We start from the raw sequence: 18,289 nt of genomic DNA, 5'->3' as shown, positions 1-18,289 counted from the left end.
GTCGTGCGAAAAAATCAGCTTGCAAGCTCCAAGAACACATTGGCGATTTATATTAACAGTATTCAAAATAGCTTAAATAATACATCCAGGGATTTGTTAGAGGTGTTCGATACACAGATTAATAGCCTTAGTACGTTTGGAACAAAGGATGAGAGCCAGAAGTATTTTGAAGCCATCAGACTGCAGGAGATTTTGGCATCGAAGGCGTCTAATACGAGCGGAAGTGACGGATTATTTATTTCCGTTCCCAATGAGGACTTTTTATTAGCCTCCTTTAGTAATCGAATGTATTCGAAGGAAGGCTTGTTTTTGACTGACTTTCTAAAGGAATATGATTTTGAAGCTGGGAAAGTGGCGGGTGCGGCAGAGTGGATGCCTGTCGAAGTGAACGGCGTTGCTTATTTATTGAAATCGATTACTTATTCGAATGTGATCTTTGGAGCGGTCATAAAGACGGATACGCTAATGTCTGCCATAAAGAAAAATGCAAATGAACAAAACTTATTTTACCTAACCGATAAGTCGGACCGTATGCTTTCTACAACAAATCCAGTCGATCTTACTAAGGAGAAACAATACCATATTTATACCTCCAAGCATTTTTTCGTTACCGAGCAGATTCCTGAATTCGGAAGATTAACGAACGTTGTCGCAAGTCGAAATGTCTTCTTGGGCTTGGAATTGATTCAATGGCTTATTATTTTTTTAAGTATAGCTGCGGTCGTCATCACTCCGATTATCTTCAGATTTTTTGCAAAGGATTTGATTCAACCCATATTAGAGCTTGTAAAAGGCGCAAAAGAAGTTGAAAAAGGCAACTGGGACTATTCATTTTCCAATAAAGCCTCCTCAATCGAGTTTGCACGGTTGTCCAATTCCTTTTCCTCGATGATACGCGAAATTAAAACGTTGAAAATCAACACCTATGAAGAGAAGCTTGAGCGGAACAAAACGGAATTAAAATATTTGCAAATGCAAATAAGGCCCCATTTTTTCTTAAATGCGATAACGACCATTTCTAGCCTCACCTACCATAACAAAAATGAGGAGATACGTCTGTTAATCAGCCATTTATCCGAGCATTTACGATACATGTTTAGAGGCGGTTTGGTTCAAGTTCAAATTCAAGAAGAAATGAAGCATGTCGAAAATTACATCCAGATGCAAGAAATTAGATATCCGAATCAGGTGTTCCACATGGCGGACATCGATCGGGAATTGCAATCTTATCCGCTGCCGCAATATTTGATTCAAACCTTTGTTGAGAACACGTTTAAGCATGCTTTAGCACCTAAAGAAATGCTGTCTATTTTTATTAAAGTCGATAGCGTTCTCACAAATGGCCAACCTTTCCTTCGGGTAGTAATAGAAGATAATGGAGAGGGTTTCCCCGAAGAAATGATGGAAGAAGTGAATTTTTCAGATCTGCAGCAAAGCGGTACGGGGGAAAAAGTGGGGATCAGCAACATCCAAAGAACATTAAAGCTTTTATACAAGCGGGACAGGCTGTTAAAGCTATCCAATATACAGCCATCCGGCGCCAGAGTAGAAATAATGATTCCTATGGACAACGAAGAGTAAACTCCACACAAAGGGGATGAAACAGATGCAATGTTTATTAATTGACGATGATATCCCTACCGTAAACGTTTTGCACGATTTCGTAGACTGGGATGTATTCGGTATTTCCAAAATCATGACGGCACACAATATATCCGATGCGAAGCTGCTATTCGAACAAAGCATTCCTGACATCATCATATGCGATATTGAAATGCCAAAGGGTACCGGACTCGATATGATCAAATGGGTAAGAGAACAAAAATACGACTGCGCCTTTATTTTCTTTACCTGTCACGAGAGCTTTGATTTTGCCTCCACCGCCATTTCGTTTAATGCGGATGCTTATGTCATTAAGCCCTTTGATAAAGATAAGCTTGAGACGTCGCTAATAAAGGCGATAGATGTCATCAAGCAAAGAAGGGAACTAAATGAATACAGCAGGTACGGGCAGGCATGGTTGAAAAACCGCGATCTCGTTGAGCAGGGCTTCTGGAGAGACATTATGTTTGCGACGGTACCTCCTCGACTCGATGTCATTCAGTCCGAAATGCGGAAAAGAGATTTGGACATCCATTTGGAGGAACGCTATCTTCTCGCGATTACTTGCGTCAGTAAAACGGATATGGAGATCGATTGGAGCGATAATACGTTCAAATACGCCTTTCATAACTTGTGTTCGGAAATGTGGTTTGGTACGACCGATCATTCACAAATCGTGACTTACAAAATGGAGGATGTTTTTTACAGCGCTTTAATTATACCTGGGGCGGAATCCATTGATGTAGTAAAGGATAAATGCAATAAACTCATTAAACAATGCAGAAAGCTGTTCCGCTGCACGGCTACTTCCTATCTCGCAGAAGGGAATGCCATTTACCAAATAGCCGAAGCTAAAATAAGGCTAGAGGAAATGGATAAAAAGAACATCATTTATAAGGGTAAAGTGCATGATGGCAAGGAGCATTTTGTTAATGCCCATTCTGAACCTTATTCGCTCGATGTTGCTCTAATGAATACGTTGTTGATTCAAGGAGAAAGAGTGAAGATCGTTCATTTGTTGAAAAAGGAATTAGAGTCGCTTGCGGCCCTGAATAAACTGGATGTGATCACAATACGTGCCATACACCAGGATTTCGTACAGGTTGTCTATGCCCTATTGTATAAAAACAATATCCAGGCTCATAAATTATTTTCGGATGAGGTAGCTCAGCAATTAGCCCAAAGCTCGAATGCCAGTGTATTTGAATTCATGAAATGGGCAAATTATGTAACGAATACAACGATCGATTTTCTAAAGATGGTCATCGCCTCGGAAGGTGTTGTTGAAAAGGCAAAAAGATTCATCCATGAGCATTACAATCAGGATTTAAATCGGGAAGATATAGCGGCAGTCGTGTTTTTAACGCCGGACTATTTAGCTAAGCGCTTTAAACTGGAAACAGGTTTGTCGGTCAAGGAGTATTTGAATGAGTATCGGGTGAAGGTTGCACAAGAAATGCTTATCCACAGTAAGGAAAGCATTAGCCATATTGCAACCCAAACGGGATTTGACAGCATTTCATATTTCTCCACCGTATTTAAAAAAATCACAGGCGAAACTCCAAATGCGTTTCGTGCCAAATATAACGTACTGAAGATATAAAGCCCTAAAAAATAATCAACGGCAACTATGTTACCCAAAAGAGGTGGCGGAGTTGCTGTTTTTTTATCAAGTAAAGAAGACAGAGTGGGATTCATTTACTAAGCAGAGTACTTATTTTTTAAAAAAGAGCACGGATTTATTAAAGTGTTGAAAGTGGATTGAAGGTAAGATGAAGGAGATTCATTATTCGAATGGAGGCAGAACAAATGAGCACAAAAAGGGGAATCACTGCACTGCTTTTGTCTGTAACCTTAATCGGTTCGTCGTTAACCGCATGCGGCACAGAATCCGCAAACGAAACGTCTAAAGAGGCTGCGGGAAAGGTTGAAAAAGTTGTATTTGCACTCCCGTCATTTAATCGAATACCTGACGATCTTAGCCGCGTAACGGAAGCTATTAATAAGATTACAAGGGAAAAGATAAATGTTGAGGTGGAGCTGAAAATTTACGGTCCAGCTGAATACAGCCAGAAAGTCAACCTGGCGCTGCAAAGCGGTGAGCAATTGGACATCTTTACAGGCTTTGAGCAGTTCGCGAATTTCGCATCGAAAAAACAGCTTTATCCAATGAATGATCTTCTCTTGCAATATGGGAAAGACATGAAAGGGATTTTGGATAAGGACTTCGGTGACGATCTTCTTGAAGCGACTACGATTGATGGTCAAATTTACGGCATTCCCGCGAATAAAGGGATGGCGCTTCCAACCAATCTGGTCTACAACGCCGACATGATGTCGGAAATGGGAAAGTCCGCTAATGATATGGATTCGATAGATGATCTGCCGGCGATATTTGATGCCTTGAAACAAAAGAATCCAGATGTCGTTCCTTTCGGTCCCATCAATGTCAGCCCGAGTGATACGGGGCTGGTGAGGCTGTTAAGAGGATTAAATAAAGTCGACTTTCTGACAGACAGCACGGGTGTCGGAGTCGTCATCGGAGATGACGGCAAAGTACGGAATTTTTATGACACGGATGAATTTAAAGCTGGTGCTGCGATGATGAGAGAATGGTACAACAAAGGGTACTTGCAGAAAGATGCGGCAACAGCCTCCAGTCCATTTTCTGAAATGATTGCCTCCGGACGCGGATTCGCCTATATGGGTGGATATGGCGGTATGGCTGTTGCCCAAGCGCTTAGCGCCCAAACTGGCAAGAATCTAGAGACGAAACGCATTGCACCGTTCTATTTCGATACGATTGCAGTCAATGCGGTTGTATGGATGATCTCAAGCAGGAGTAAAGCTTCAGAGGCTTCCATGAAGTTTTTAAACTTGTTATATACGGACGCTGAAGTTATGAACACGCTGTTGTACGGAATCGAAGGCGAGGATTATGTGAAGGTCGATGAGCATCATGTCAAGTTCCCTGAGGGCAAAAATGCTTCGACGGTTGCTTACACCGCGCATTTGAGTTCCGGAATTGTTGGTTCGGAGTCTCTTCAGTATCAACTTGAGGGTGCAGATTGGTCAGATATTGAGCTGAAGCTGAAAGAAAATAAAGAGACGGAACGCTCTCCTTATTTTGGCTTTATTTTCGACCAAAACAGTGTGAAAACGCAAATGAGCTCGGTCAACAATGTCGTCAATCAATATCTTCCTGGACTGGTTACCGGCTCCTTGGACCCCGAAACGACGATACCCAAGCTCGTGGAAGCGTTGAACGATGCTGGCGCCGAAGCGATTATCCAAGCGAAGCAGGAGCAGCTTGACGCTTGGCTGGCGAAGAAGAAGCTATAAATAAGTGAGAGGTGCGAAGTGGGGCTTGGTGCAAGCTCCACTTTGTACGAAAGGAGAAATGTTGATGAACGCTGCGATTGCAAAACGCCGGGAATTAAAGAAGATGATGCCGCTACTTCTGCTTGCGGCTCCAGGTCTGCTTTATTTGCTCATTAATAATTATATTCCCATGCTCGGCGTCTTTATTGGGTTCAAAGAAGTGGATTTTACGAAAGGAATATTCGGCAGCGATTGGGTTGGACTTGCTAACTTTAAATTTCTCTTCAATACAAGCGATGCCTTCATCATGACAAGAAATACGATTTTATATAACTTAGCGTTTATTGTTTTAGGCACGATCTGTTCGGTTTTTATCGCTGTTCTAATGTCAGAGCTGTTAACGAAGGTATACTCGAAGTTTTTTCAATCCGGCCTAGTACTTCCGAATCTGATTTCCATGGTGGTGCTGTCATACCTCGTATTTGCTTATCTTAATTCGGATAGCGGATTTATTAATCTTTCCATTTTGCGACCGTTTGGGCTTCCTGAAATCAGCTGGTATTCGGAGGCTAAATATTGGCCTTATATATTAGTCATCATCCAGTTATGGAAAACCGCCGGCTATGGGTCAATCGTTTATTTTGCATTTATCGCTGGTATCGATAAGAGCATTTACGAAGCGGCGAAGATTGATGGCGCAGGCAAGCTGAAGCAAATTTTCAATATAACGCTGCCTTTGCTCAAACCGACGATTATTATATTAGGACTTCTTTCGGTAGGGAGAATCTTCAATTCCGATTTTGGCTTGTTCTATCAAGTGCCGATGAATGCCGGTGCCTTGTACAGTACCACACAAACCATCGATACGTATGTGTACCGAGCGCTGATTCAGTTAAATGATATTGGGATGTCCGCAGCAGCCGGTCTTTATCAATCGTTAGTTGGTTTCATTCTTGTGTTGATTGTGAATGCGATTGTCAGAAAAGTAAATGCTGATAATGCTTTATTTTAGGGGGTAAATACGTTGATACAAACAAGAGGAGAACGGACCTTTGCCCATTTCTCTGCACTCGTTATGACTTTGATTACCTTGGCGGCTTTTTTACCCTTTATTTTAATTTTCGTGGCTTCTTTTACGGACGAGTCTGCCTTGATCAGAAACGGGTACAGCTACTTTCCGGAAAAATGGAGCCTGGATGCCTATGTGTACATGTACACAACCGTTTCAACTTTTATTAGAGCCTATGGTGTATCCTTCTTCGTTACGATCGTCGGAACCGCAGTCAGCACGATTTTGACCGCAATGCTTGCATACCCGATGGCACGAAGGGATTTTAAGCTGCATAATGTTCTGGCTTTTATTGTGTTTTTCACAATGCTGTTTAGCGGTGGCGTAGTCCCCACTTATATGATGTGGACGAAAATTTTTCATATTAAGGATTCCTTGTGGGCGTTAATCGTGCCTAGCTATTTGATAAGCGGTTTTAACGTTCTGTTGGTTCGTAATTATTTTAAAAATAATGTGCCAGTGGACCTGATCGAATCGGCACAGATCGACGGCGCTTCCGAGCTGAAAACCTTTTACAGAATTATGCTGCCGCTATCGGTTCCAGTTCTGGTGACAATCGGTTTGTTTACAGCATTAACGTATTGGAATGATTGGATCAATGCCTTGTATTATATTACTAAGCCCCAATATTATGGCGTTCAAAATCTTCTGATTCAGCTAATGAACAATATCCAATATTTAAAGTCTGATCAGGCGAGCAGTATGATTGGTGTCGGCGCCGTAGAGCTTCCTAGCACGGCAGTTCGGATGGCAATGGCCGTTATTGGAATTTTACCGATTTTAGTTGTCCTTCCCTTCCTTCAGAAGTATTTGACTAAAGGCGTCGTAATTGGAGCAGTAAAAGGATAATTAAAGGGAATTCAAAGGAATGTCAAAGGAGAGAAGAAAATGAAGGTACAAGAAGTGATTGACACGGTTATATTCGATACTTGCGGCGATCGAAAATTAGAAAAATCAGGGGATGTATTAATGAGCGGCGATCCTGATATGGAAGTGACAGGTATTGTCACGAGCTTTATGGCTACCGTCGAGGTGATCAGAAAGGCGATTGCGCATGGCGCTAACATGATCATTACCCACGAGCCAACCTACTATACGGGAAAGGATGAAATAGAATGGCTTGAACATGACCCCGTTTATTTGGAAAAAAAGAAGCTCATCGAAGACAACCAAATCGCGGTTTGGAGATTTCATGATCATATGCACATGGGGCATACAGACCGGATCTACGATGGTTTATTGAAGGATATCGGTTGGGAGGAGCAAATGTTCGAAAAAAACCAGCCGCATTCGTATGAAATCGCCCAGACAACGCTCGGAGAACTGGCTGAATTTTTTAAGCAAAAGCTAAATATGTCGGTCATCCAAATCGTCGGGGATCCAGCAATGCCGTGTTCAAGAATTGGCATACTCGTCGGCGGTGGCAGCTTGGGACTTGGTAGAGAACAAATGCCGATAGAGCTCATGCGGGATAAAAATCTTGATGTAATGGTGTGCGGAGAAATTGTAGAATGGACGCTTTGTGCCTACGTTAATGATGCCAGGATGCTTGGACTTAATAAGGCTATGCTGGTAGTAGGACATGAACGAAGCGAGGAGCCCGGCATGAAGCATATGGCTGAATGGCTGCAGCCTTTGGTCAACGGTATTCCAGTCTCCTTTATCGATGCGGAAGAGCCCTTTATCTACTTGTAAATTACATCGATGAGAGCGGATTTACCGTAGAATACGACGTGTAATTGCGATAAAAAATAGATAGGGGACATGGATAATGGCCATGATGCAGGTTCATTTTTATTCAAAATGTCTGAGAAGAGAAGTCACTTTTAATGCACTGATTCCATTAGACAAGCTGGAAATACCGGGCCAAGCAGCAGCGAAGAAAAAAACGATGAAGGCACTCTATTTATTAAATGGTTATTCGGGCAGCTGCATGGACTGGATTAGCTATACCAGAATTAGGGAGCTATCTAATAAACATAACATCGCTGTGTTTATGCCATCCGGAGAAAATCATTTTTATGTGGATGATCTGGGTAAAGGAGAATTATTTGGGGAATATGTCGGCAATGAACTGGTCGCGTTTACGCGAGAAATGTTTCCTTTATCGAAAAGAAGAGAGGATACCTTTATTGGCGGTTTATCCATGGGCGGCTACGGTGCGATACGCAATGGCTTGAAGTATGCCGGGAATTTTAGCAAGATCATGGCTTTTTCCTCTGCCATATTACCCTATAAGATTGCGGGAGCAGCGAAGGATTATCGCGATGGAGTTGCTGATTACAACTATTTTACGCGGGTGTTCGGCGACTTAAATCAACTGCAAGGGAGCGATAAAGATCCGGAAGCGCTGATTTTGAACCTCAAACGAAGCAACGAGGAGATTCCTCGTATTTATATGGCTTGCGGTACCGAGGATTTTCTATTGGACGTCAATCAGAAATTCCACAGCTTTCTGGTTTCTGAAAATGTTGAGATCGCGTATATGGAAAGTCCTGGTGCCCATACGTGGGACTTTTGGAATGTTTACCTCGAAGAAGCGATTTTATGGGCAATGGATGATGAAGAAATAGGGTGAGCAGCATGCCTAAGATGAAGATCGGTCTCTAGTGTTCCCCATGATCGAAAAAATGATTAAGTATCGGGACAACTCCTTTGTTGTCTGCCGTATGGAAGAAAAGCAGCACCTGCTGCACTTGCAGCAGGATGCGCGAATATCTGCTTTCAAGTTGCGGTTGCACGATTCAGAGCTTTTCGTACCGCTGGCGCTACCCGGTTGGCGAGCAGATCAATGGCTTTCTCTACTCGGGCAAGGGGCTGGCCGCCCATATCGAATTGGGCCATGAAGCGGCTGTGGCCGAACAATTCATGTTGGTACAGGATTTTCTCGGTCAATTCCTCCGCGCTGCCCACTCCTAGAATGTAGCTGGCCGCACGCTGTTGGTGCAGCGACTCCTTCGGGGCGTCAAAGCGCTGGTTTCGTTCTTTCATACTCTGCCTTGCGAAAGGAGATCCAGCGTCGCAAAATCTTCGTACACACGCACCGGATCAGCGGTACTGATGACGGACAGTGTACTGGTCAGCCTGATTTTCTTTGTTTCCCGGGCAGCAGCAGCCAGGATCAATGCATACGAGGAGGTGACAAAATCCGCCCGGTGATGCTCACCTACCCCGAATACGTCAAGGCCCGCTTCATCTGCCATTTTGGCCATTTGCAAAATATCTGCCACCCGCTCGGCCGCTCCGATTGTTTGCCCGTGCTGATCCGGAAGCAATTCACCCAGCGAATAAATGCCGAATTCAAACGGTTTTCCACCCCGATTTAACATCGTAACGCATCCTTTCTTAAAGTTAATTAGTAGAGCAGGAACAGCAATACGCCGGCCAGAATGCCAAGAATAACAATCGTAGACGTTTCCTTGATGCCGTCTTTTACGCGTAGATGAGTCAAGATTCCACCAAGGGCTGTAACAGCCAAAAGGAGTGCGCCAGCTATGGCAAAGCCGCTTTTCCAAAACCCAATAATGAGCAATGCTGCTCCTGCTAGCTCTACTAGTCCTGTCACCACTCGGAACCACTGCGGCAGCCGCCAGCGCCTGAAGGACTCGACGTGCATCGAAGAACCGAATGTTTTACCCAATCCTGCCATTAGAAACATCGCTGCTAATAATCCTTCTATAATCCATATGGTCATCGTCAATGTTGTATTTTCCTCCTTTATTGGTTAAAAACGATCGGCATTTTGTGGATATAGGCCGTATTTCGAACGGAATCGTATAAGCATTTTGCAACGTTTTCTCGCGTCACATTCATGCCTGCCTTCGTATCCCCAAGCGAAATCCCATAGCTCTTGCCGTCATGTTTAATATTAGGGTTAATTATGCGTACGACGGTCCACTCCAGACTTGATTGCTGAATCAACTGTTCGATGCGCTTCATTTCCTGATAGCCGGTTGGAAAAAGAAGCTTAGCCATTATACCGGGCAGCACAGTAGCGGTTTGTGAACGGTCTTCTTTTGCTTTGACGGTAGGCGTTGCCAAAGTGATGAAACGTTTTTTATTTAAAGCCTGCATGATTTGAATAATGGTTTCATGAGCCCGGGCTATCGGCAAATCCTTCACTTTTCTGGATTTATCGAGGGCTGGCCCCAGCGCGCTGATTACGGCGTCTGAATTCGCAATCGCTTCTTCCATTTTGCCGCGGTCATCCAAGCTGCCAACAATGACTTGTATATTCGGATCCTTGTCAGGCAGAGCATCAGCTCTTCTTACATAAGCTACTATCTGGTCGCCATGTTTTAATGCTTCTTGTACGACCAACTTCCCAATAGCGCCGCTTGCCCCAAAAACGGTTATTTTCATCGTTCCACCTCATTTCTTATCCACCTTTTATTTCTACAACACTTGTTGTATAGTTGTATTGTAAATAGCGCTATGCAGCTGTTCAACCGATAAAATAGCGTTTTTATCGGATATACGACATATCCAGTGAAATGTCTAAAAAATAGAGGTGGAATGGGATGACGGAAAACAGACTCGACCCGCGTTTTGTACGTACACGCAAATTAATTATGGATGCCTTTCTTCTTCTCGCGATGAAAAAGGATTTGAAGGATATCAGCATTAAAGATATTACAACAGAAGCAACAGTCAACCGTGCCACCTTTTACTACCATTTTATGGATAAGTACGATCTGCTTGAAAAAACACTGAAAGAGAGCCTCATGATGAGCGTAATGAGAGAAATCTCCATACATGATCAGCTCAATGAAAAGACGATTGCCAGTGTATTTATGTCGCTTACCGTGTTTCTATCTTCGCTGGCGTCCCAATGCCGCAAAAGCTTCGAATCCTTTACTTCTGTCATTGAAGCCATTATTAAGAAAGAGCTTGAACAAGTTTTTTATGACATGCTAATGAAACAAAATGCAGGAATCGGAGAGGATGAGGAGTCGGTTCGAATTGCAGCTGTCATGTTAAGCTGGAGCCTATACGGGGCGGCTGTTAACTGGCAATACAACGGGGCAAAGCCAGCTGAGGAATATATTCAATTGGTGCTCCCTTATCTTTCACAAGGATTACAGCTGTTTATTGCGGAGGAAGTACGTTAGAGCTGAAATTCGATAGGTAAAGTTCATTCTCTAAATCGGCGGTAGCCTAGGTTTTTTTTCGCCAAGTGCTGCTTTAGGCTCGTCGTTGCAGGGGTTTACTCCAGGCAAAAAGATAGACTTGGCGGACATCGGAACACTTCCCGCCGCAGTTTTGCAACTAACCCCGGCTTACTCCCTGCACAATGATGGACTTGGCGGACACAGCAGCCGCTATTTCAACAGAATCGCTGGTTATGGGGCAGTTCGCGGACTCAGGAGCAGCTAATGCACTGCCAAAAGCCCCTTTGATGGGATAATGAGGGCAATAACGGATTTCCTGTCCGCTTACGGCCTGAAATCGAATCAAAAGCCAGAATAGCGGAAACTCAGTCCGCCAAAAAAAGCAGGGAGCGTTCCCGAGCTGCGGGGTCTCAGCTACAGCTGTCTCAGCTACAGCTGTCTCAGCAATAGTGATCACAGCTACAATGATTTCAGCCACATTGGTCTCAGTAACACTCCCATGCGGCTATCCCCTAGCCTTAACTCGTCATAGGGGACGCCCTCGATTAAGCGCTAAGCAAGCAGAAGCAGGCTGACTTTGGTTTGCATACACATCCTAGATGCCCTAGACACAAAGCATAATCATAATATAAAGCTTATCCTCGCAGAACTCATCTCTCTTTATTCCCCCGACGGTACTCACTCGGCGAAGCACCATACCAGCGCTTGAACTGCCGGCTAAAATGCGAAATATCGCGATAGCCGAGAATCGCGGAAATTTGGCTGATTGACATCTGGGGATCGTTAAGCAGCACCTTCGCCTCATGCAGCATCTCCTTGGAGAGAAACACGCGGGGCGACATTTCAAAAACCTGCCGGAACACCCGGTTGCAGTGGGAGACACTGATGCCAAGCTCGGCTGCAATGTCGTCAATGCCGTAATGCTGGTCTAGTAGAGCGGCATCCTGCTTGAATTGCTGGTAAATGAGTCCCTGCAGCTTATCGCGAATTTGATGAGCCAGCTGGACTTTCTCGTAGGAGACGGCTGAATGGAGGTCGGCCTCCGCAGAAAGGGCTTCCCAGAGCTGGCCGAACAGCTCAAATACAGCGGATTGGAGGCGCATCCGTTCCGTAAGCTTGGCAGCGGAATGTTCAGCGAGCTGGCTCGACATTTCGATGACTTTATTGAGCGCTGGCCTTAATTGCTGGACAACATTGCTGTCAGTGTCAAATAGAACAGAGTCGAGGCGACTTAATAAGGATAAAAACATGCGGTCATCGATATCAAAATGCAGGCAAAAATAAGTAAACGGCTTGCCGTTTCCACTTTTACTGGCATGAGAGGCTCCTGGCTGAAGAAACATGAGGGCCCCAGCCTTTTGTATATAATGACGGTCATCGACGATAAACAATTGCTCGCCCTCGAGCACGTAATTGATCTCATATTGGGGATGGGTATGCACCGGATAATCCCATTGTCCGCTCACTTTGCGCAAATGCATGCCAAACAGGTTGATCGTTGTTTTGACATCAGGAACAATAGCTTCGCTAATGCATTGTCCAAGTATAGGTGGTATAAAAGTGGCTGCCATCATGCAGCACCTCCGTTCTATTCCTCGCAAATTTTCACACTATGCTTAACTACGAGTATAACGTACCCAGCCCGATTTGGGTAAATAATTGCTCGATTTGACAATGGCTTCCGCTTAACCTGACGTGCTAGGATAAAAATAATTCATGCAAACGCTTAACTTTTATTTTTATTAACGGTCAGGAAGGGGTTCAACAGTGGCTAATCCAAATCAATTTTATAATGTGCAGCACTCGCCAATCGGAGCTTTTTCGAGCTTCACCTTGGGCTTCAAAGGAAAGAAGGGCGGACTTGCTTCCGAGCTGGGAAAGCCAGCCGATCAAAACATTTATATCGGAATGCAGGCTTTAGCTGGCAGCGTTTATGAGGCTTTTCCGTTTTTTGAAGCGGCTGCCGACGACAGCTCCAGATATGATGTGGAAAAAGCCGATTCGAGCGATAAGGATCAGCAGGCGACGGCAAAATTGAAAGCGTTTAACGACGATCAAATTTTGCGAACGCTGGGCGCAGGCACAGATACGTGGCAGGCGGGTGACGTAACGCTGCGTATTTATTCGCCTGTCCGCTCCGTGCCAGATCCGGCAGCAGCGAGCCCAGAGGAGCTGAAGCAGGCGATCGTTCCGGCTGTTTTTGCCGAATTGACGCTGGACAATAGCAACGGGTCCACGGCTAGAAGAGGTTTTTTTGGCTACGAGGGCAGCGATCCCTACAGTGCGATGCGCAGGCTGGGCGATACGAGCGGAGGGCAAATTGCCGGCATCGGGCAGGGCCGCTTGACGGCTATCGCTTGCGATACGGACGATGTTCAGAGTGCGCTGGGATTTACAATGGAGAAAATTTTGGATGAGCGATACGAGCATAACTATGCTTTTGGCTTGGGCGGAACAGGAGCCATTCTAATGGAGGTGCCGCCGGGCGAGACGCGCACGTACAAGTTTGCAATTTGCTTCTATCGCGATGGCATCGTCACAACAGGCATCGAAGCCTCTTATGCATATACCCGTTATTTTAAAAATATCGACAGCGTCGCTGCATACGCCTTGGAGCATTTTCAGGAGCTTGCTGAGTCCTGCCAGCAGGCGGATCAATGGATTAATGATTCGAAGCTTTCGAACGATCAAAAATTTATGCTCTCGCACGCTATTCACAGCTATTACGGAAGCACCCAAATGCTGGACCATGATGGCAAAGCGCTATGGATTGTCAATGAAGGCGAATATCGGATGATGAACACGCTGGATTTGACGGTGGATCAGCTGTTTTTTGAATTGATTATGAATCCGTGGACGGTAAGAAACGAATTGGAGCTGTTCGTAGACAGGTACAGCTACAACGACCAGGTTACGTTTCCTGGTGGGCAGGAGCTATATCCCGGCGGTATAACATTTACCCATGATGTCGGGGTGGCGAATGTTTTTTCCCGTCCGCAATATTCGGCCTATGAGCTGGCGGGGCTGGACGACTGCTTCTCTTATATGTCCCATGAAGAGCTGGTCAATTGGCTCTGTACGGCGCTTGTATATATTGAGCAAACGAAGGATGCGGAATTTACAGCCAACATGCTGCCCGTCATTCGCTCCTGCTTTGAAAGCATGCTGAACCGGGATCATCCTGTAAAGGAGCTGCGCAGCGGCCTTATGGCACTGGACAGCACGCGTACGCAGGGAGGCGCTGAAATTTCCACCTATGACAGCTTGGATGCCTCCTTGGGCCAGTCCCGCAACAATATTTATATGGCCGGAAAATGCTGGGCCGCTTATGTGGCGCTGGAGCGCCTGTTCCAAGCCGAAGGCTTGCCAGAATTGTCGGCAGAGGCTGGCGGTCAAGCAGATAAATGTGCGGCGTCCATTACAGCTGCATTAACAGAGGATGGTTATATACCTGCTATTATTGGAGAAAACAATGACTCGCGCATCATTCCTGCGATTGAAGGGCTTGTATTCCCGCTATTTACCGGCTGCAAGGAAGCCCTTGATCCGAACGGCAGATTTGCCGATTATTTGAGCAGTCTTCACCGTCACCTGACAACCGTGCTTGTGCCTGGCGTATGCTTGTTTGAGGATGGAGCGTGGAAATTATCTTCGACCAGCAACAATTCATGGCTTAGCAAAATTTATTTATGCCAATTTATTGCCCGAGAAATTATGAAAATGCCGTGGGAGGAGAACGGAAAGCTTGCCGATTCGGCTCATGTCGCTTGGCTGCTGCATCCCGAGCTTTCCTACTGGTGCTGGAGCGACCAGGTGTTGTCCGGCCAAATTGTAGGCAGCAAATATTACCCTCGCGGCGTAACCGCCATTTTGTGGCTATATGAGAAGTCGGCTGACTATTCGCTTGTCAAAAGCAGTTAAGGCAAATTCAAACCATAGGACGAGGTGCAACAAAGGATGAATGAAACTGCGAGGAAACCTAAACCAGCGGAAAGCGGCTATCATGCTTGGCTGAGCTATAATAAGGCGCTGCCGGGTACCCAATTGGAGCAATATAAGCAATGGGGCGGCGCAATAGTTGTCTATGAAGAGCAGGAAACGATTCAGGCTGCGGCGGCTGAACTAAAGCTCGGCCTGGAAGCGATGCTGGGCCACTCCGTATCAGCTGCCCCCACTCAGGGGCAGCGTCATATCGCGCTGGGAACGTTCCCGTCCGGGAATGCGCGCTATGAAAGCTTGTTTAGCGAAAAAGATATTCAAGCTGCAGGAGCGGAAGGGTTTGTCATCCGCACGAGCCATGCTGATTCCTGTCTAGCAATCGGCGCTGCCTCGCCGGCAGGCGTGCTTTATGGCGTGTTTCATTTGCTGAGGCTCATAGGCACGGGCGCTTCAATCGATGAGCTTGATATCGTCAGCGCTCCGATAAACGGATTAAGAATGATTAATCACTGGGATAATTTCGATGGCAGCATTGAGCGCGGCTATGCCGGAAACTCTTTTTTGTATGAAAATAACCGTTTTACCAAGGATCAGGAGCGGCTGCGCGATTACGCCAGAATGATGGCTTCGGTTGGCATTAATGCGATAGCGATTAACAACGTTAATGTTCATCAGGAGGAGACGCTGTTTATTACGCCAACCTATTTGCCGCAAGTAGCGAAGCTCGCCGATATTTTCCGGATTTACGGCATTCGCTTGTACCTCAGCATCAATTTCGCGAGTCCGATTCAGATCGGCGGGCTTGCGACGGCTGATCCCCTGGATAAGAGTGTGCAAGCTTGGTGGAACAGCAAAGCTTCGGAAATTTACGTAGCCATTCCGGATTTTGGCGGTTTTCTGGTCAAAGCTGATTCTGAAAATCGTCCGGGTCCCTTTACGTATGAGCGGGACCATGCAGAGGGAGCCAATATGCTGGCGCAGGCGCTGGAGCCGCATGGCGGCATCGTGATATGGCGATGCTTCGTTTACAATTGCAAGCAGGATTGGCGTGACCGCACGACCGATCGTGCGCGGGCAGCGTATGACCATTTTAAACCGCTGGATGGCAGATTCAACGATAATGTTGTGCTGCAAATTAAAAATGGCCCGCTTGATTTTCAAGCTAGAGAGCCTGTATCTCCGCTCTTTGGTGCGCTTGCGCATACGAATCAGCTGATTGAATTTCAAATTACGCAGGAGTATACAGGGCAGCAGCGGCATCTGTGCTACCTCGTCCCGCAATGGAAGGAAATATTGGAGTTCAATACGTATGCGAGCGGCGAACAGGCTCCAGTCAAGCGTATTGTCGACGGCTCCATGTGGGGCAACCGGATAAACGGGATGGCAGCTGTCACTAATGTAGGAGCAGAATCAAACTGGAGCGGGCATTTGCTGGCTCAAGCTAATTTGTACGGCTATGGCAGGCTGGCATGGAACCCGGATTTAACGGCGGAGCAAATAGCGAGTGAGTGGATACAGTTGGCTCTAAGTTTGGATACCGCCGTTCATGATGTCGTTAGCGGACTGCTAATGGATTCGTGGAGCATTTATGAGTCGTATACGGCACCGCTCGGCATAGGCTGGATGGTCAACCCAAACCATCATTACGGTCCTAATGTCGATGGATATGAATATTCGCCATGGGGAACGTATCATTTTGCAGACAACAAAGGATTAGGCGTTGACCGCACGGTGCAGAGCGGAACCGGCTACAGCGCGCAATATATGGGCGCGAATGCCGAAATCTATAATTCGCTGGAGCATTGCCCAGATGAGCTGCTGCTGTTCTTCCATCATGTCCCGTATACCCATGTGCTTCATTCTGGAAAAACCGTCATTCAGCATATATACGATACCCACTTTGAAGGGGTGGAGCGGGCGGTGCAATTGCTGACAGCTTGGAGCTCCCTGCAGGGCCGAATGAAGGAAGGGCTGTATACGCAGGTTGAAGAGCGTTTGCGGGAGCAGGCTCGGCATGCAGAAGAGTGGCGTGATCAAATCAATACGTACTTTTTGCGCAAAAGCGGGATAGAAGATGAGCACCACCGCAAAATCTATTAACTTACATGTTCGACTGTGAAGGAGACTTTCAAATGAGTGAGCAGAGTGTAGCAGGATTAGAACGAGAGCAGCTGCCTCAAACGATGAAAGCGGCCATTATGACGGAGCCGGGTGCAATTGTTTTGCAAGAGCTGCCAATCCCTTCAATTGGGGACAGAGAAGTGTTAGTCAAGGTGATGGCTGTCGGCATATGCGGCTCGGATCTGCATTATTATGAGCATGGCCGAATAGGCCGCTTTATCGTAGAGAAGCCGCTTATTCTCGGACATGAATGTGCAGGAATGATAGCAGCTGTCGGGAATAAGGTGAGCTCCGTCACGGTAGGTACACGGGTCGCTATAGAGCCAGGGACGACGTGCGGACATTGCAGTGCTTGCAAGGAAGGGCGCTACAATCTTTGCCTTGACGTGAGCTTTCTGGCAACTCCGCCGATAGACGGCGCTTTTGTGCAATATTTGGCGGTTCGGGAGGATATGGTATTTCCGATTCCCGACCAATTGTCTTATGAGGAGGCTGCGCTTAACGAGCCGTTTTCGGTGGGCATTCACGCGGCGAGAAGAAGCAAGCTGCAGCCCGGAGATACGGTAGCGATTATGGGCATGGGTCCGGTAGGGCTCATGGCGGTTGCCGCGGCAAAAGCTTTCGGAGCCGCACAAATCGTTGTGAGCGATATGGAGGAAATTCGCTTGGAAGCCGCTTTGAAGATGGGAGCTACCCACGCCATTCATGCCAAGAACGAGAACCCGGCCAGCGTCGTGAAGACTCTGACCGGTGGCAAAGGGGTGGACGTGGCTTGGGAAACAGCCGGCAATCCCCATGCGCTTCGTTCAGCTTTATATTCGCTGCGCCGGGGAGGGAAGCTCGCGATCGTCGGACTGCCTCCGCAGGATGAAACGCCGCTGAGCATTACCTTTATCGCGGACAATGAAATTGATTTGTACGGTATTTTCCGCTATGCTAATACCTATCCTAGCGGCCTATCTTTTTTGTCATCTGAATCCATAGATGCGAGCTTTCTCATTACCGACCGCTATCCGCTCGCCAAGACGCAGGAGGCACTTGAACGGGCTATTCATAACAAGAGCGGCAGCTTGAAGGTAGTCGTTTATCCGAATGAGTAAGCTACTGCTGCTGCTGTCGGATGTAC

At 46.3% G+C, this 18,289-nt stretch carries 16 protein-coding genes; 11 read left to right on the top strand and 5 right to left on the bottom strand.

Going from position 1 to position 18,289, the window contains the following annotated elements; translation table 11 throughout:
• Nucleotides 1-351: 351 nt before the first annotated feature.
• The 7 genes from ASF12_RS20900 (at nt 352) to ASF12_RS20870 (ending at nt 8,570) form a co-directional block, all read left to right on the top strand.
• Nucleotides 352-1,581, top strand: coding sequence for a sensor histidine kinase (locus tag ASF12_RS20900; RefSeq protein WP_162241921.1), 1,230 nt, complete (start codon nt 352-354; stop codon nt 1,579-1,581).
• Nucleotides 1,582-1,606: 25 nt separating this feature from the next.
• Complete coding sequence (locus ASF12_RS20895; protein WP_056038908.1) at nt 1,607-3,205, top strand: response regulator transcription factor; 1,599 nt, start codon at nt 1,607-1,609, stop codon at nt 3,203-3,205.
• 206 nt (nt 3,206-3,411) lie between these two features.
• The gene (locus tag ASF12_RS20890) at nt 3,412-4,944 is read left to right on the top strand and encodes an ABC transporter substrate-binding protein (RefSeq protein WP_056038905.1); all 1,533 of its coding nucleotides are present in this window, start codon (nt 3,412-3,414) and stop codon (nt 4,942-4,944) included.
• Nucleotides 4,945-5,008: 64 nt separating this feature from the next.
• Complete coding sequence (locus ASF12_RS20885; protein WP_442952544.1) at nt 5,009-5,935, top strand: ABC transporter permease; 927 nt, start codon at nt 5,009-5,011, stop codon at nt 5,933-5,935.
• A gap of 12 nt (nt 5,936-5,947) precedes the next feature.
• Complete coding sequence (locus ASF12_RS20880) at nt 5,948-6,841, top strand: carbohydrate ABC transporter permease (RefSeq protein WP_081418940.1); 894 nt, start codon at nt 5,948-5,950, stop codon at nt 6,839-6,841.
• 39 nt (nt 6,842-6,880) lie between these two features.
• On the top strand, nt 6,881-7,687 hold the full coding sequence (locus ASF12_RS20875) for a Nif3-like dinuclear metal center hexameric protein (RefSeq protein ID WP_056038881.1): 807 nt from the start codon (nt 6,881-6,883) through the stop codon (nt 7,685-7,687).
• Nucleotides 7,688-7,763: 76 nt separating this feature from the next.
• Nucleotides 7,764-8,570: an alpha/beta hydrolase gene (locus ASF12_RS20870; protein ID WP_056038878.1), complete on the top strand. Its 807-nt coding sequence runs from the start codon at nt 7,764-7,766 to the stop codon at nt 8,568-8,570.
• A gap of 146 nt (nt 8,571-8,716) precedes the next feature.
• On the opposite strand, the gene ASF12_RS36350 is transcribed toward ASF12_RS20870, so the two are convergent.
• From ASF12_RS36350 to ASF12_RS20850, 4 genes are read right to left on the bottom strand one after another with little or no spacing between them, the layout of a single operon-like run.
• Complete coding sequence (locus ASF12_RS36350; protein ID WP_056038875.1) at nt 8,717-8,983, bottom strand: hypothetical protein; 267 nt, start codon at nt 8,981-8,983, stop codon at nt 8,717-8,719.
• Nucleotides 8,980-9,321: an LLM class flavin-dependent oxidoreductase gene (locus ASF12_RS36345; RefSeq protein WP_056038872.1), complete on the bottom strand. Its 342-nt coding sequence runs from the start codon at nt 9,319-9,321 to the stop codon at nt 8,980-8,982. Before ASF12_RS36345 ends, ASF12_RS36350 begins: the two co-directional genes overlap by 4 nt.
• 26 nt (nt 9,322-9,347) lie before the next feature.
• Entirely contained in the window at nt 9,348-9,686 is a 339-nt protein-coding gene (locus ASF12_RS20855; RefSeq protein ID WP_081418954.1) for a DoxX family protein, read from the bottom strand.
• Nucleotides 9,687-9,709: 23 nt separating this feature from the next.
• Entirely contained in the window at nt 9,710-10,354 is a 645-nt protein-coding gene (locus ASF12_RS20850) for an NAD(P)-dependent oxidoreductase (RefSeq protein ID WP_056038866.1), read from the bottom strand.
• Nucleotides 10,355-10,512: 158 nt separating this feature from the next.
• On the opposite strand from ASF12_RS20850, the gene ASF12_RS20845 reads away from it, so the two are divergent.
• Nucleotides 10,513-11,103, top strand: a complete 591-nt coding sequence (locus ASF12_RS20845) for a TetR/AcrR family transcriptional regulator (RefSeq protein WP_056038863.1) — start codon at nt 10,513-10,515, stop codon at nt 11,101-11,103.
• Between the two features lie 650 nt (nt 11,104-11,753).
• Here ASF12_RS20845 and ASF12_RS20835 read toward each other — a convergent pair.
• Nucleotides 11,754-12,674, bottom strand: a complete 921-nt coding sequence (locus tag ASF12_RS20835) for an AraC family transcriptional regulator (protein ID WP_056038857.1) — start codon at nt 12,672-12,674, stop codon at nt 11,754-11,756.
• A gap of 196 nt (nt 12,675-12,870) precedes the next feature.
• Between ASF12_RS20835 and ASF12_RS20830 the strand changes: the two genes are divergently transcribed.
• From ASF12_RS20830 to ASF12_RS20820, 3 genes are read left to right on the top strand one after another with little or no spacing between them, the layout of a single operon-like run.
• The gene (locus ASF12_RS20830; RefSeq protein ID WP_056038854.1) at nt 12,871-15,024 is read left to right on the top strand and encodes a glycoside hydrolase family 52 protein; all 2,154 of its coding nucleotides are present in this window, start codon (nt 12,871-12,873) and stop codon (nt 15,022-15,024) included.
• Nucleotides 15,025-15,060: 36 nt separating this feature from the next.
• Nucleotides 15,061-17,142 (top strand): alpha-glucuronidase family glycosyl hydrolase, encoded by a 2,082-nt coding sequence (locus tag ASF12_RS20825; protein ID WP_056038852.1) that lies wholly within the window; start codon nt 15,061-15,063, stop codon nt 17,140-17,142.
• 32 nt (nt 17,143-17,174) lie between these two features.
• Nucleotides 17,175-18,263 (top strand): NAD(P)-dependent alcohol dehydrogenase, encoded by a 1,089-nt coding sequence (locus tag ASF12_RS20820; protein ID WP_056038849.1) that lies wholly within the window; start codon nt 17,175-17,177, stop codon nt 18,261-18,263.
• Nucleotides 18,264-18,289: the final 26 nt, after the last annotated feature.

Source organism: Paenibacillus sp. Leaf72 (assembly GCF_001422685.1).
Classification (GTDB): Bacteria; Bacillota; Bacilli; order Paenibacillales; family Paenibacillaceae; genus Pristimantibacillus.
Note: the sequence above shows the minus strand (reverse complement) of the source record. Positions and strands in the feature narration are given on the sequence as shown.